The following is a 15,415-nucleotide window of genomic DNA, read 5'->3' as shown; positions in this document are numbered from 1 at the left end:
TGACTCGACCCACTGACCGAGTAGATGCTGTTGAGAGGTTTTTTGTGAAAAGAGTTTTAGCGATTATTTTGGGCGGGGGTGCTGGTACCCGTCTCTACCCACTGACCAAGATGCGGGCGAAACCCGCCGTTCCCCTCGCGGGAAAATATCGCCTGATCGATATTCCCGTCAGTAACTGCATCAACTCCGATATCCTTAAAATTTACGTCCTGACCCAGTTCAATTCGGCGTCTCTCAATCGTCACCTCGCCCGAGCCTACAGCTTTGCAGGCTTTACCGAAGGATTTGTCGAAGTCCTCGCCGCCCAACAGACTGCGGACAACCCCACGAGCTGGTTTCAAGGTACTGCAGATGCAGTTCGCAAGTACCTGTGGCTGTTTGAAGAGTGGGACATCGACCACTATTTAATTTTGTCCGGGGATCACCTCTATCGGATGGACTATCGGGAGTTCATCAATCGCCACGAAGAGACCGGGGCCGATATTACCCTGTCGGTGCTGCCGATTGACGAAAAACGCGCCTCCGATTTCGGATTGATGAAGATCGACGACACCGGACGGGTCGTCGATTTTAGCGAGAAGCCCAAAGGGGACGCCCTCAAGCAAATGGCGGTGGATACCACCACTCTCGGGTTGAGCGAGCAAGAAGCCAAGCAAAACCCCTATATTGCATCGATGGGGATTTATGTTTTCAACAAAGAGGTCATGAATACCCTGTTGCGCGAGGCTCCCGATCGCACGGATTTTGGTAAAGAAATTATTCCCGCTTCGGCGAAGGACTACAATGTCCAAGCGTATTTATTTAAGGGATATTGGGAGGATATTGGAACGATTCAGGCGTTCTACGAGGCGAACTTGGCACTGACCAAGCAGCCGCAACCGCCGTTTAGCTTCTACGATGAAGAAGCGCCAATTTACACCCGTTCTCGTTTCTTACCGCCGACGAAGCTGCTCGATACTCAGGTGACCGAGTCGATTATTGGCGAAGGGTGCATTATTAAAGAATGTCGCATCGATCGCTCGGTGTTGGGCATTCGCTCGCGGGTGGAAGCCGGATGCGCGATCGAAGATGCGTTGGTGATGGGTTGCGACTATTACGAACCCTTTGCCGAACGTCAATCGGGCTTGCAAGAAGGGCGCGTTCCGTTAGGGATCGGCTCCAATACCACCATCCGCCGCGCGATCGTCGATAAGAACGCTCGCATCGGTCGGAAAGTGCAAATTATCAATAAAGACCACGTGGAAGAGGCCGATCGCGAAAGCGAAGGGTTCTACATCCGCAATGGCATCGTGGTGGTTTTGAAGAATGCCACGATTAAGGATGGAACGATTATCTAATTGTCTGGTCGGAAAGCTGGACTGACGGCATTGCCGATTGCCCAGTTGGCGCGATGACAGGCGGCGCGATCGCACCGGGGAGTACGTCCCTGTTTGAGGGGCGATCGCGCTGTCTACTTGCACGGATCGCCTCCAGGTACGGAAATTGCGTTAGTTCTCCAGTGCAAGAACCGAACTTTCCCGAACGAACAAATTCGATAGCGTAGAATGGCGACTCGACCTCGACTCGCGACGGGCGAACAGTCCAATCCCCCAGAGATCGCGCGCGATCGCCCCCCCAATCTAAAAATCTAAACTCTAAACTCTAAAAATCTAAAAATCTAACCCCCCCAACCCCTAAAACGCTGTAACTGAATATCGATGAGGAGGCAGATCGATGGCTGCGACCGACTTTAAAGACTACTATCAAATCCTCGGCGTCAGTAAAAACGCCAGCGTCGAAGAAATCAAACGCACCTTTCGCAAATTAGCGCGAAAATATCACCCGGATATGAATCCGGGCAACAAGCAAGCCGAGGCCCGCTTTAAAGAAATCAGCGAAGCCTACGAAATCTTATCCGATCCGGAAAAACGCAAGAAATACGACCAATTCGGTCAATATTGGAAGCAAGCGAGTACCTCCGGCGGTGCCGGATGGCCTTCTGGCGGTGCTGGATCCGGCGTCGGCGTCGATTTTGGCAACTTCGATTTCAGCCAGTTTAGTAGTTTTGACGAATTTATCAACGAGTTACTCGGTCGCGTCGGGGGAGGAAGCAGCAGTCGCGGGGGCGGCTGGAATTATAAATATCGCACCAACAATTCCGGCCCGAGTGGCTTTGGAACGGGGTTTGACGATTTTGGTGGATTCGGCGATCGCACCAGTACCAGCAGTGCCTCTCTCGACCGCGAAGGCAATATTACCTTAAACTTCGGCGAAGCCTTTCGCGGCGTCACCAAACGTCTCAGTATCGGTAGCGAAACCATCGAAGTCCGCATCCCCGCAGGCGCCAAACCCGGCAGGCGCATTCGCGTCCGAGGTAAAGGTCAATACAGTCCTTACAGTCAAGAACGCGGCGATCTCTACTTAAACGTAGACCTCCAACATCATCCTTTCTTCCAATTTGAAGGAGACAATCTCGTTTGCGAAGTCCCCATCACCCCGGACGAAGCGGTATTGGGTGCCTCCATCGAAGTCCCCACCCCGGACGGTACGGTGAAAATGAATATCCCGCCGGGAATTCGATCCGGTCAGTCCCTGCGATTGCGCGGGAAAGGATGGCCGAATCTCAAAGGCGGTCGCGGCGACCAACTGGTAAAGATTACGATCGCCCCCCCGAAAAATGGCGATCTCAGCGCCACGGAACGGGAATATTACGAAAAAATTCGCGCCACCCGTCGCTACAATCCGCGCGCGCATTTGCAGGGGATGAGAGTTTGAGTACTCGGGAGTGGGGAGTGGGGAGTCGGGATCTCGATTCCCCATTCCCGAGATTGAATTCCCACAGAGTGAAGATCAAGACCCAATTTCATACCCAAACAGATTGGGATTGACCTCATCCAAGTTCAAATCGGCTAACCCATATTCCGCCCAACGGCGATCGACCGTTGACGCCACCTCCGGGTCGGATTCGAGGGCTTCCCCCCATTCATGTTCGGTTTCCGGGGGGATTTTTGTGGTCGCGTCGATCCCCATGCGTCCGCCCAAACCAATTTTTTCACTGGCAAAATCTAACGTGTCAAACGGCGTATTGGGCAGAATAAAAACATCTCGACTCGGGTCTACTTTCGACGAAATCGCCCACACCACTTGACGCGGGTCGCGGATATTAATCTCTTTATCGACTACAATCACGAACTTCGTGTATGTAAATTGCGGTAACGCACTCCAAAACGCCAAGGCGGCGCGGCGGGCTTGACCGGGATAAGCTTTATCGATGGAGATAATCGCCGCTTTGTAACTGAGGGCTTCCATCGGGAGGAAAAAGTCGGTAATTTCCGAGACTTGTTGGCGCAAAATTGGGGTGTAAATCCGGTTGAGGGCGATCGCAATAATTGCTTCTTCCTTCGGCGGACGCCCGCTAAACGTGGTCGAGTAAATCGGATCTTTGCGGTGAGTCAGACAGTGGAAGCGAATCAAGGGCGAATCTTCGACGCCGCCGTAATACCCCATGTGATCGCCAAACGGACCGTCGGGCAACATTTCCCCGGGGGTAATCGTTCCTTCTAAAATAAATTCGGCATCGGCGGGGACTTCTAAATCGAGGGTTTTGCATTTCGCTAACGCCACCCCCGAACCGCCGTAGAGTCCCGCAAATAACCATTCGGACAAGTCCACGGGAATTGGCGTGGCGGCGGCCATAATCAATAAGGGATCGATTCCGAGGGCGATCGCAATTTCTAATTTTTTCCCCTGTTGGGCGGCTTTGCGCAAGTGACGCGCCCCCCCACGAACGGATAACCAATGGACGGTCATGGTCGTGGACGATTGCAACTGCAAGCGATAAACGCCGACGTTAGGAATTCCCGTTTCGCAATCTTTCGTAATCACCAATCCGAGGGTAATAATTCGTCCCGCATCGCCGGGATAGGGTCGAATCATCGGAATTTTGTTTAAATCTAAGTTATCCCCTTCGACGATAACTTCCTGACAGGGAGGGAAAAAGTTACGTCCGGGTTTAGCTTTGAGAACGTCAAACAGAAGTTTCCCAAATTCGATCGCCTGGGAAATTTTTTTCGGCGGTTTGGGTTGTTGCAACATCCCTAGTTTTGCACCGAGGGTTTCGAGTTCGGCGGGTTTTTCCATATTCATGGCCCAGCAGACTCGTTCCTCGGTTCCCAAACAGTTGATGGCGACGGGATAATCGGATCCTTTGACGTTTTCAAACAGTAAGGCGGGACCGCCTGCTTGTAAGACCCGGTTGGAAATTTCGGCAATTTCTAAATCGGGATCGACAGGGGTGGAAATTCGCCGCAATTGTCCGCGTTGTTCGAGGAATTGGAGAAATCCGCGTAAGTCTCTAGCCATGGGTTGGGATTGAAGGATTCGATCGAGTTTGTACTTCTATTATCCCGGAAGGCGTAGAGGATGGACATTGGCGCGATCGCTTATAGATCGAGTATACTCAACTCCTAAGCATAGTGCCTCGATGTCATGACCCTGAAGAGATGGAGGGGTTTTCACCCTCGTTCTTTATCTAAAACAATAATTTGAGTTCCAAAACTCACAGAATAAAAGGCACGTCGTGCGAATATTCCTTAAAGTGTGCTCGGGAGGTTTGCAGTCCAGTGGAAGATGGAAGAAGAGAAGTTGAAGTTGACCTAAATCGTGAATTTTTTGAGGATTTAGAAGACAATAACGGCCATCAAAAAGTAGAGAGTGAGATCGTCGATCTCGTGACTGGTGACGATCGCGTTTATCCGATTTTCAGACAAGACGAGTTCGATCTCTCTCGGAAATTAGAGCAGTTTTTTGAAAATAAGTTTATTCAGACGAAAGCATTCGAGGTTATTGCTGAAAAACTCAGCGAATGTCTGGAAGATCGCGAGCAGCCACGATCAATTTCTATGATTTTAGTCGATGCAGAAAATTTAAAAATAAATCAAAATACCGATCGTTTTTTAGAAGATCGAGCGGCTTACCCGTTAGAAGTTAAAATCGCTTTTGCTAATTGGTCGAATCCTTCTCTGGGAGATTGGGACAGACAGCTTTACAGTCGCGGATATCAATTAATTCACGTTCCGAAAGGGAAAGATGGGGCGGATGCAAAGGCGATCGCGATGGGCAGTTCTCTATCAATTCGAGATCGCCAAATTAAGGAAGTTTTTATTAGTTCTAACGATCGTTTATTAGATCATTTATGTAATGAATTACTCAATCAAGGGTCGATTGTTTATCAGGTAGGGATTAAGGGCGATCGTATTACCCTCAAACATCTAAATCATGGCGAAACTAAAACTTATTCTTTAAAAGATTACGAGCCGATTGAAGATAAATTAAGATCCAGTGATTCAATTCAACAGAAATTAAAGTCTCAAGATCTAAAAATTGAGAAAATTGAGAAAACGCTTGCATCTTTAGAGCGTTCGGTTACAAATATACAAAAATACATTGCTAAACAGGGAAATTTGGGGGGCGATCGCCCAACGACGGAAACAGTTTCTTCAAATAATAGTCAAAAAGTCAAACAAGAAGAGGAAGCGACCGCAACTCAAACAAGTCAATTCAAAAGTGAAGCCGATTTAGCTACAGCTTTAGTTGCAATTATCCGCGATCGCCAGAAACTATCGCCGAATTCTCCGATGAATTTGATTGAATTGGGAACTGAATTTCGAGAAATCTACAGTAAAAGTGTAGGAAATATTGTTAAAGAGTCAAAATTTGCCAAAAATTTAACTCAATTCTGTGAAAAGCGATCGGAATTTAGACTCGATAAATCGGTCAATCCTTACCGAATCTATCTACAGTCTCAAAATAAATCACAACAAACACAGTCCGCCGATTCTCGCATCAGTTCAAAGTCCGCACAATCGACTAATATCTCTTCACAATCCGACTTGGAACAGGCTTTGCAGAAACTTGTTGTTTCTTTAAGACAAAAGCAATCTGAAAAAACTGTCGATCTATCCACGATCGGAACGGAATTTCATAAACAATATAATAAATCACTCAGTTCGTTCTTGGTAAAGTTCGGAATGAGTAAAAAAGTCATCAGCTTTTTTAAAACATCCCCTAAATTTAAAGTACATCAAACAAAAAATAATTATAAAATTTCACTATCATAATCTTCAAGCAAGTACAGCACTCGGGCATCTGATGAGGTACAGTGCCGATCGCGCTATCCCCCCTTTGCCCCCCTTTGAAAGGGGGGCAAAGGGGGGAACGAGGAAAGTAGGGGTTTGGTAACCAAACCCCTACCTGGCGAGGGGGATTTAGGGGGATGTAAATATCTTGCATGGCAGAGGAAAATGCTGTAGCCCAGACAAAATCGCTATAAATGGACGATCGCTGTCACGGAACTGACCGTTGATTTGCGTGCAGCAAATCACAACTGAGAAATCCAATTCGATCTAAAAATAATACAATCCAAAAGATAATACAATCTAAAAGATAAAACCTAAAATCCAATATGTTTCAAGCAACTCGGCGGCGATTGGCGATTTGGTATGCGACGGTTACGGCGGTTTTGTTGTTATTGTTTGCAACTGGATTTTATGTTTACGTCCGAACGACGTTGATCGAACGGATCGACGATACCCTCAAACATGTAGTCGAGGTAGTAGAACGATCGCTGGCGATCGAACCTGTTGCGGGAGAAAATAACCATTTTCGTGTCAATATTGTCGCGAGTTTTCGCAATACTCCCGAAACCATAGAAGACGATCGCATCGATATCGAATGGTTCAGTCCGATGGGGGAACTGTTGTGGTCTACGATGTGGGAACCTCTCGACATTCCCCTCCATCCCGATCGCGTCGGCGAAACCGTACAATTGCAAAGCGGTCAGCTTTTGCGACAAGTCACCGATCGCGTGCAAATCGGACGGGAAGTTTTAGGATATTTACGAGTCAGTCATCCCTGGTTTGAGGTCACCAAACCGATTCGCCAATTAATTTTTGATTTGACCGTGGGGACGATTTTAATGGTGATTGGAGTGGCGGCGATCGGGTGGTTGTTATCCGGGTTGGCGATGGAACCTGTCAAAGCATCTTACCAACATTTAAAACAGTTTACGGCGGATGCGTCTCACGAGTTACGAAATCCGATCGCCACGATTCAAACCAACGTTCAAGTAGCTTTGGCAGATCCCGATCTCGACAATAGTGCACAAAGACAACAGCTTTTACTGGTGGAACGACTGACCCGACGGTTGGGAAAATTGGTGGACGATCTGCTATTTTTGGCACGACAAGATAGCGGAATAGTCCACTCGACTTGGGAAATGGTACATTTAGACGAGTTGGCGATCGAGGTGGTAGAAGAACAGCGCGCGATCGCCGCCGACAAGCAAGTTTTCCTCTCACTCGATATACTCGACGCCTTGCCGGAATCGAATGCGGAGGAACGGCGATCGGGGGAATACACCCCACCCGCCGACCTGGACTTTACCTTATCCGGCGATCGCGATCGCTTGGCGCGGTTATTGACCAATTTAGTGAGCAATGCAGTTCAGTACACCCCCAATGGCGGTCAAGTCGAGGTGAAGTTGGACTACCTTCCCGCCGCCAATCGGTCCAACCCGTCCGAAAATTTACGGGTGACGATCGCCGATACCGGAATAGGCATTCCCGTAGCATGTTTACCGCACATTTTCGAGCGCTTTTATCGGGTCGATCCGGCCCGGGCTCGGGACAACGGGCGATCGCGTGAAACGGTTGCTGGATCGGGGTTAGGACTGGCGATCGCTCGGGCGATCGTCGAGAGTCATCACGGTTACATTCGGGTTAAAAGTCAAGAGAATCACGGAACGACAGTACAAGTAATTTTACCGATCGCCCAACCCGAAAAATAGAATTGCAACTCTACCCCTGTTCCGTCACTCTGGCGCCAATCCGATCGCGGCGCTACAGATTCCAGTCTTTCCCCGTCCACCTTCGACCTCTTGCCCTCACCTCACCACCGTACTCAAATCCACATTATCCAAATTCGTTCCCTCTAAATTCGCCCACTGTAAATTCGTTTTCGTTAAATCAGCCTTTCTTAAATCCGCCCCACTTAAATTCGCGCCCCTCAAATCCGCCCGAGTTAAATCCACCCCTCGCAAATCCGCTTCACTCAAATTCACCTGATTTAAACTCGCCCCCGTCAAATCCGCTTCCCGTAAATCCGCCAAGCGTAAATTCGCCCCCCTCAAATCCGCGCGCGTTAGATCGACACAGCGCAAATCCGCTTGGGTCAGATTGACTTGATTCAAACTGGCGCCAATCGTATCGGCCCAACGCAAATCCGCCCCTTTCATATTCGCATCCGCCAAATACACTTTTCGCAAATTGGCGCGAGTCAAATCTGCCCCCATCATGTCCGCGCCACTGAGATTGGCACTGCTTAAATTGGCACCGCGCAAATCTGCCCCAATCAAATCGACCCCACTGAGATTAACTTCAGCCAAAGAAACATTCGGCGCAATCCAATACGCACCGCCGAGGGTCAGATCTATCCCTTCACTGAGCCGAGTTTTGACATCGTAAACCGCCTTGTGCAAGATCGCGCCTTTTAAATTGGCACCCGTGAGGTCGGCGCCACTGAGATTAGCCCGAAATAAATTGGCACTTTCTAAATTGGTTTCGACCAACTTCGCACAACGCAAATTAGCACCGCGCAAATCCGCCCGTTTGAGGTTGAGTCCGCTCAAATCCACCCCACTGAAGTTGCCCCCCGGGAGGGAAATATCGGAAGTAATCCAATAGGCCCCGGTATTTTTGGGGTCGAGTCCGTCACAGAAGCGGGTCCGCAAGTCGTAGACCGCTTTTTGCAGGATCGTCCCGCGCAAGTCGGCTTGACTGAGATCGGCGCCGCTCAAGTTGGCGCCACTGAGGTTCGCTTCGTTAAGTTTGGCGCCGATTAAATTGGCACCGCGTAAGTTAGCCCCGCGCAAGTCGGCTTCGGTGAGGTCAGTTCCGACTAAGTTGCTGCCTTTGAGGTTGGCGCCACTGAGGATAGATTCGCTGAGGTTGGCTAAATTGAGGTTGCTTTCGCTGAGGTCAGCTCCGGTGAGGTTGGCCCCTGCTAAATTGGCACTAATCAGATCGGCATAGGAAATGGTCGCTTCGCTCAAATCCGTCCCGGTGAGGTTGGCTTCTCTCAGGTAAGCACCTCGGAGGTTGGCACCGCGAAGATCTTCCCCGGTGAGGTTGGCGGGAATGAAGTCGTTTCCAAGCGGTTTCTGCAGACTGAGTTCGTGGTTGGTCAATGGGGTATGGGTTTGCAACAACGGTGACATGCTCGTTCCAAGTATCATGCAACCTTCTAAATGTTGGCTTGTAGTACCTGGGAGGGAACGGATTTGAGTCGAGGTAATTCTTTTTTAGCTTTTGGCAGATTGTTTTGTTGTTGGTGGGAGCCAGGGAAGGGCTAGTTTGCACTGAGGATGCGCTCCGACTCCAAACTACACCGATCGATCGCATACTTGCGAGACGCGATCCAATTTTTGAGTTCGCGCAACGCATAGCTGTAGGATGCCGATAACGTTTCCAACCACTCATCGAGAAGTTGGGTTGGTTGGCGATCGGGGTAAATTCGGTAGGTGCACTTCACAATCATGGTTGAATTTTACCGCTTTTTCTAAAGTGCTAGAATTCGATTCCGGGGCGATCGCAGGCGCGAAGCGACTTCTCGTAGAGTCCCCCTCAATCTACCGCGCATTCCTTCCCGGTCTCTAGAGGTGCTCCGGTGAGGAGTCATCCCGCAATTTCTAGGTTTTTCCCTTTGGCGGACGAGGGGTTGGAGTGGTGCAGGCGGGGGTGTTCTCGAACAGCGATCGCCCGGCCAAGCACAGAACGGCACTAACGGCTTGAGTCCTCCGTATAATTGAGGAGCTTTTTTCTAGTTGAAACGGGCGATCGTAAACTTTCTTTGCATTTTTCACCCCTCTTTAAATCCCATGCTAAATTATTAGGTGAAGCCGAGAGGCTTCCCTGGCAGATAAAGCAGCCAAGTGTCACCGCACAACAAGCAAAGAGGTAAAAGCTGTTTCGTTTCATATCTGTCTCGTCCAACCACAACACCCAACCCACTGGGATTTTTCCTCAGTTTGCGACAAGAGAGTACGGGGACTGAACGGGGAACGAAGGATCTGTCCGATCTCTACGGGGTTCAGTCCAGCTCTAAAGGCAAAGGCCCATAAGAGGAAGAGTTAGCAGGAAAAATGGTTGGGTGTTGTTTTGCCAAATTTTCACTCGGGGAAGATCGCACTGGAGGAAAGGGATCGCCGTCGCATAGATTCCAATCCCTTGGATTTTGATGCGTCCAATGTCGAGAGAGCAATTGGGGCGATCGCTTCGAGTTCGCACGCCTTTTGGATAGCCAAATCGGGCAAGTTTGCCCCGAGAAATATTCTCAAGGACTTGAATAGTGACATCCTCCCGATGCTGAATCAAAGATTACAGCGCGGGCTTCCCAACCTCACAATTGGGTGTTCGGGCCCCACGCCACTTATCTAGGTCATAGACCCCCGACAGACCGACTTGACAGGCGGTTTCCGTTCCCCAGAGTCCCTGGGATACTACATTCTCTAGTCCACGATCCAAAACCATCTCTGCTGCGGCACGGTCACGATGCGTTCGATACCCACACTCAGGACAATGATGCTCTCTGACTTCCAATCCTTTGCTCGCCGTAGCAAAGCAGGATGGACAGGTTTGACTGGTGCCGTTGGGGTTGACTTTAGCAAAGTAGACTCCCCGTTTCCAGCAAACCCATTCCGTCAGAGACAAGAACTGCCCGAAAGCAGCATCTACACAATCTTTTCGCAACATCCCTCGGGTCAAGCCTTCGACGTTGAGGTCTTCTACAAAGATGGTTGGCGCCCGGTCACAAAGCTGATGAGCCGTTTTCAGATGGAAATCTTTACGACGGTTCGCAATCCGATGGTGCATTCTAGCCACTTCGATTTGTGCCTTCTCCCAGTTTTGAGAACCCTTCTGTTTTCGAGCCGCTCTGCGTTGCAGCAATTTCAGCTTGCCTTGCATCGACTTGAAAAACTTGGGTCGCTCTTGGAAAAAGCGATCGGAAGCGGTCAAGAATCGCTCCAATCCCAGGTCAATCCCAATCGCCCGACCGTGAACCGGGATATCGGGAACCGATATATCCGATTCAATGGTGACGACGACATACCATTGTGTTCCTCGCACCCTGGAAAGTACCCTTACCTGTATCCCCCCAACCCCCCTTTGAAAGGGGGGCGAAGGGGGGATGCAGGTTGATGGGTACTTCCCCGATCTTTGGCAATTTGATTGTGAAGCCATTGATGGGATTGTTCTTGAACTGGGGAAACACAAAGGATTTGAATTGACCGAACTTTTTGAAACGCGGAAATCCATATCCCCGTTTCACAAATGCTTCCCAGGTATCGTGCAGTCTGCGAATCGTGGTCTGCAACACCTGAGAATGCACCTTACCCAGATGCGGGAATTGCTTCTTTGCTTTGGGCAGGTCGTTCTGCTGACGGTGGTAGGACGGAAATGGTTCATCGGCGGGAATGATGTATTCCTTTTCCAACGAACATCGGTCTACCTGACACTTACGAGAAGCAATCCAGTCTTTGAGTTCGCGCAAAGCGTAGTTATATACGCCTCTGCACGTCTCCATCCACTCCAACAGCTCAGCCTGCCCGGTGGCGTCTGGATCGATTCGGTAAGTGTAGTTCATAGTCAGCATGACTATAATTTACCACAGGCTATAGCTGCTGATAAATGCTGGTCTCATCCCCATCGTAGGGCTTGACCCTTCCCGTAGGGTGGGGATGAGACCAGCTCGGGGAGTCCATGGATCCCGACGCTGATGCTTCGCATACAGCGCGGGACTTATAGCTCCCCGAACCCCTCAAAAGTTAAGGGAAAAGGCCGAACATTTCCACCCGGAGGAGGGCGCGATCGTCACCCTGTGAAATTTTTCATTTCCTTGCAACCAAAAGGTTACAAATTAAGAGAATTGTCCCATTAGCAACCTTTCAATTTGTGGACGATCGCGATCTCGGGCGATCGCGACTGCATACCCCGATCGATCTCAATTCCCCCCATGCTATGACTAACTTTTGAACTCCCAAGATTTTGATGTTGACCTCTCTATCGATTAGATCTTTATTGTCGATCGCTACGTTCCTCAGTGCAGTTGGGATTGGGGCGATCGCTCCGAGGGCGATCGCGCAAACGACCGAAGGATCGATCGCCGAATCGATCCCAGAATTGGCCGAATCGATCGCCGAATTGAGTCAAATCCAAAGTGAAGCGATCTCCTTCCCCCAAGATGCGGCGAGCGTCGATGTCACGCAAGCGCCTTACAACGCCGTGGGTGACGGCATTACCGACGATACGGCAGCCATCCAACGCGCCCTCGACGCCTACCCCAACGGCAACAAAATCATTTACCTCCCGGAAGGCACCTATTTAATCTCCGATCGCCTCACCTGGCCCGAAGGGCGCCCCGGAGCCACCGACTACAAGCGCACGATTTTACAAGGCGCCAGCACCAACGGTACGGTTATCAAACTCCAGGACGACGCCCCCGCTTACCAAGACAGCGACAATCCCCAAAGTCTGATTTACACCGGACCCGCACCCGCCCAACGATTTCGCAATGGCATCCGCAACCTGAGTGTCGATACCGGGAACGGCAATCCCGGCGCGATCGCCATCCAATTCAATGCCAGCAATCAAGGAACCGTGCGCGACGTTAAAATCCGTTCCGGAGATGGATCGGGACTGTACGGGTTGGACTTCGGGTTTACCGACGAAATTGGACCGTTACTGGTTAAAAATGTCGAAATTGAAGGCTTTGACGTCGGTATCCGCACTGGATTTACCGTCAATAGCATCACCTTCGAGAATATTCTGCTAACCGACCAAAACCAATACGGTCTCGTCAATGGGTCTCAAGTCCTTGCCATTCGGGGCTTGACCAGTCACAATCGGGTTCCGGCAGTGTACAACGCCAGCGATAACGGCGCCATTACCCTCATCGATGCTTTATTACTCGGCAGCGACGAGGGACAAATCGCGATTAAAAATGAAGGAACTCTGTTTGCGCGCAACATCACCACGAGTGGCTATGGTGGCATTATCGAAAATGATGGCGTTTTAGCCGTCGAACCGGGAGTATCCGAGATCGACGAGTGGGTTTCTCAAGAAGTCTTGAGCCTGTTTCCCAGTCCGCCGCGATCGCTCAACTTGCCAATTCGCGAAACTCCCGAGGTTCCCTGGGACAATCCCGACCGTTGGGTGAATGTCATGGATTTTGGAGCGTTTGCAAATGGCAAACACGACGATACCACAGCAATTCAGGCGGCGATCGACTCGGGCGCCCAAACCCTCTTTTTTCCTTCAGAAGGGACGTTTACCGTCAACGGTACGGTTCGCATCGGCGGGAACGTGCGACGGTTGATCGGAACCGAGGGACGAGTCAACGGTAACGGCTATTTCGAGATCGTCGATGGAAGCTCGGACGTGGTCGAGATCGAGCGATTTGCGAGTTTAGCCGGAGGAATCGTCCATACTTCCTCGCGCACCCTGGTTTTGCGTCATTCGATCCTCGACAGTTACCAAAGTGCTTTGGAAGGGGCGGGGGACGTGTTTATCGAAGATGTAGCCGCTTCCCCGTGGACGTTTAACGGTCAAAATGTTTGGGCGCGCCAGTTCAACGTGGAATCGGACGAAACCGCCAAAATTACGAATAATGGCGGTAATTTGTGGATTTTAGGCTTAAAAACGGAACGGGGGAATGTGGCGATCGACACCCTAAATGGGGGGCGCACGGAGGTACTGGGAGCCCATATTTATTCCACTGCCGATTTTCCCTCGGAGTTGATGTTTAGAAGTGTTGACTCGTGGGTGTCTTTCGCTGGGGTTCGCGAAACCAATTTTAACGGCAATTTCTTTCGCACGGTGGTTGAAGAAACCCGAGATGGAACCACGCGATCGCTCGTCTGGAAAGAAGCCCGAGGCGGCGTCAACGGGAGTTTGCTCCCCTTGTACGTCGGTTATCCTTCCGAGGCGATCGCCCGCCAATCTCAATCGGTTCCCGAACCGAGGGCGATCGTGGCCTTGAGCGGAATTGGCGCTCTTCTGGCCTCTCGGCGTCGGCGGAAACCGCAGGACTGACATCTTCGTTTAACGAGGATAAAGTGCCTACTGATTAATTGGTAAAGTTTGATGTCATTGACGAGACTTTTGGAAAAGCAATGGTACATTAATAAGTGAAGCAACCGAGCTTCCCTGGCAGATCGAACAGTTAATGTTCAATTCGTTTCACTGAAGAGGTAAACGCTGTTTCATTACACATCTGTCTCGTCAAACGAACAAACCCGACCTGAAGACTAATATCTCCTTATTTAGCCAAGAGAGAGCAATGCAACTGACCGATTGAGTTCGAGTGAGTGCAACTCTAGGAAAGCTTGAGAAGGAAAGGAGATGACTTAGCGAGTAAGGGGCGGGTTTGTTATTTTGAGTCGCTTTACCCTTTGATTGCCTGGCAGGATTTTAGCCACCCGAGGAGAAAGAGATCCCGGAGAAAAACCCAATTGCCTCTCAAAAACCTACAATAGTAAGAGTTTTTACTCAGGAGCGTGATTGGTGTTAAAACTCTATGGTGGCGCCCGCAGTCGGGCCTCGATCGTGCAGTGGTATTTAGAAGAATTAGGGATCGATTACGAATTTGTTTTCCTCGACATGCAGGGGGGAGAACATTTACAACCGGAATATTTAGGGATCAATCCGATGGGGAAAGTTCCCGGAATTGTCGATGGCGATTTCAAGCTGTGGGAATCGGGAGCAATTCTGATCTATTTATCCCAAAAATACGGTCGAGCATCGAGATCGGTGACGGAAGAAGCAGAAATTTGTCAATGGGTGCTGTTTGCGAATGCAACCCTCGGTCCGGGGTTGTTTGTCGAGTCGAGTCGCGATCGCGAAGCGCGGCGTTTGTTGAGTCCGCTCGATGAAATTTTAGGGCAACATTCCTATATGATCGGCGATCGATTTGGTGTAGCCGATGTCGCTGTGGGGTCGATGTTGATTTATGCGAGCTTGATGTTGAATTTCGATTTCAACGAATATCCGGCGTTGAAGGATTACCTACAACGAATTGGCGATCGCCCGGCGTTTAAAAAGACGATCGGCGCGCGTTCTCATTCTTAATTGAACCCCAGGGTATTAAAAAGGGCGCCGATCGCGGCGCCCCAGGAAAGCCCGTAAAGCGAGAATTCGATTTATTTGAAACCGACTGCAGCTTGCCAAACAAAAGCCAGCAGCAAGAAAAACACCGGAATAACTGGCATGACATCGACGAGCGGATCGAAGATTGAATAAGCTTCCGGCAGTTTTGCCAACAGCATTGCTGCTTCCATCTTGATATCTACCTCTCCAACACAGATTTCATAATTGAAACAGAT

Annotated in this window: 12 protein-coding genes; 6 read left to right on the top strand and 6 right to left on the bottom strand. The window is 50.0% G+C overall.

What is annotated here, in order from left to right; translation table 11 throughout:
- Positions 1-44: 44 nt before the first annotated feature.
- Together JJD41_RS04390 and JJD41_RS04385 are read left to right on the top strand one after the other, a co-directional pair.
- A complete protein-coding gene (locus JJD41_RS04390; protein ID WP_200664882.1) occupies positions 45-1,337 on the top strand; it encodes a glucose-1-phosphate adenylyltransferase in 1,293 nt (430 codons plus the stop codon).
- 376 nt (positions 1,338-1,713) lie between these two features.
- Positions 1,714-2,754, top strand: a complete 1,041-nt coding sequence (locus JJD41_RS04385) for a DnaJ C-terminal domain-containing protein (protein WP_200664881.1) — start codon at positions 1,714-1,716, stop codon at positions 2,752-2,754.
- Between the two features lie 75 nt (positions 2,755-2,829).
- Here JJD41_RS04385 and JJD41_RS04380 read toward each other — a convergent pair whose 3' ends face one another.
- On the bottom strand, positions 2,830-4,341 hold the full coding sequence (locus tag JJD41_RS04380) for a UbiD family decarboxylase (protein ID WP_200664880.1): 1,512 nt from the start codon (positions 4,339-4,341) through the stop codon (positions 2,830-2,832).
- Positions 4,342-4,601: 260 nt separating this feature from the next.
- Here JJD41_RS04380 and JJD41_RS04375 point away from each other — a divergent pair, with 260 nt between their 5' ends.
- Both JJD41_RS04375 and JJD41_RS04370 read left to right on the top strand, forming a co-directional pair.
- Entirely contained in the window at positions 4,602-6,098 is a 1,497-nt protein-coding gene (locus tag JJD41_RS04375; protein ID WP_200664879.1) for an NYN domain-containing protein, read from the top strand.
- A gap of 344 nt (positions 6,099-6,442) precedes the next feature.
- Positions 6,443-7,825 (top strand): sensor histidine kinase, encoded by a 1,383-nt coding sequence (locus JJD41_RS04370; RefSeq protein WP_200664878.1) that lies wholly within the window; start codon positions 6,443-6,445, stop codon positions 7,823-7,825.
- Positions 7,826-7,921: 96 nt separating this feature from the next.
- Here the strand turns inward: JJD41_RS04370 and JJD41_RS04365 are convergent, their stop codons facing one another.
- The 4 genes from JJD41_RS04365 to JJD41_RS24615 form a co-directional block, all read right to left on the bottom strand.
- Positions 7,922-9,253: a pentapeptide repeat-containing protein gene (locus JJD41_RS04365; RefSeq protein ID WP_200664877.1), complete on the bottom strand. Its 1,332-nt coding sequence runs from the start codon at positions 9,251-9,253 to the stop codon at positions 7,922-7,924.
- A 131-nt stretch (positions 9,254-9,384) separates the two neighbouring features.
- Complete coding sequence (locus JJD41_RS24625; RefSeq protein ID WP_234488506.1) at positions 9,385-9,573, bottom strand: helix-turn-helix domain-containing protein; 189 nt, start codon at positions 9,571-9,573, stop codon at positions 9,385-9,387.
- Between the two features lie 839 nt (positions 9,574-10,412).
- Entirely contained in the window at positions 10,413-11,162 is a 750-nt protein-coding gene (locus JJD41_RS24620) for an RNA-guided endonuclease InsQ/TnpB family protein (protein WP_370583723.1), read from the bottom strand.
- Positions 11,125-11,688 (bottom strand): RNA-guided endonuclease InsQ/TnpB family protein, encoded by a 564-nt coding sequence (locus tag JJD41_RS24615; RefSeq protein ID WP_234488505.1) that lies wholly within the window; start codon positions 11,686-11,688, stop codon positions 11,125-11,127. Before JJD41_RS24615 ends, JJD41_RS24620 begins: the two co-directional genes overlap by 38 nt.
- Positions 11,689-12,083: 395 nt before the next feature.
- On the opposite strand from JJD41_RS24615, the gene JJD41_RS04345 reads away from it, so the two are divergent.
- Both JJD41_RS04345 and JJD41_RS04340 read left to right on the top strand, forming a co-directional pair.
- A complete protein-coding gene (locus JJD41_RS04345) occupies positions 12,084-14,126 on the top strand; it encodes a glycoside hydrolase family 55 protein (RefSeq protein WP_200664875.1) in 2,043 nt (680 codons plus the stop codon).
- A gap of 471 nt (positions 14,127-14,597) precedes the next feature.
- The gene (locus JJD41_RS04340; protein WP_200664874.1) at positions 14,598-15,161 is read left to right on the top strand and encodes a glutathione S-transferase family protein; all 564 of its coding nucleotides are present in this window, start codon (positions 14,598-14,600) and stop codon (positions 15,159-15,161) included.
- A gap of 71 nt (positions 15,162-15,232) precedes the next feature.
- On the opposite strand, the gene JJD41_RS04335 is transcribed toward JJD41_RS04340, so the two are convergent.
- Complete coding sequence (locus JJD41_RS04335) at positions 15,233-15,370, bottom strand: photosystem II reaction center protein K (RefSeq protein WP_168568935.1); 138 nt, start codon at positions 15,368-15,370, stop codon at positions 15,233-15,235.
- Positions 15,371-15,415 lie beyond the last annotated feature (45 nt).

The organism is Oxynema mangrovii CENA135, assembly GCF_016632315.1.
GTDB classification, from domain to species: domain Bacteria; phylum Cyanobacteriota; class Cyanobacteriia; order Cyanobacteriales; family Laspinemataceae; genus Oxynema; species Oxynema aestuarii.
This window is presented reverse-complemented; position numbering and strand designations above follow the sequence as displayed.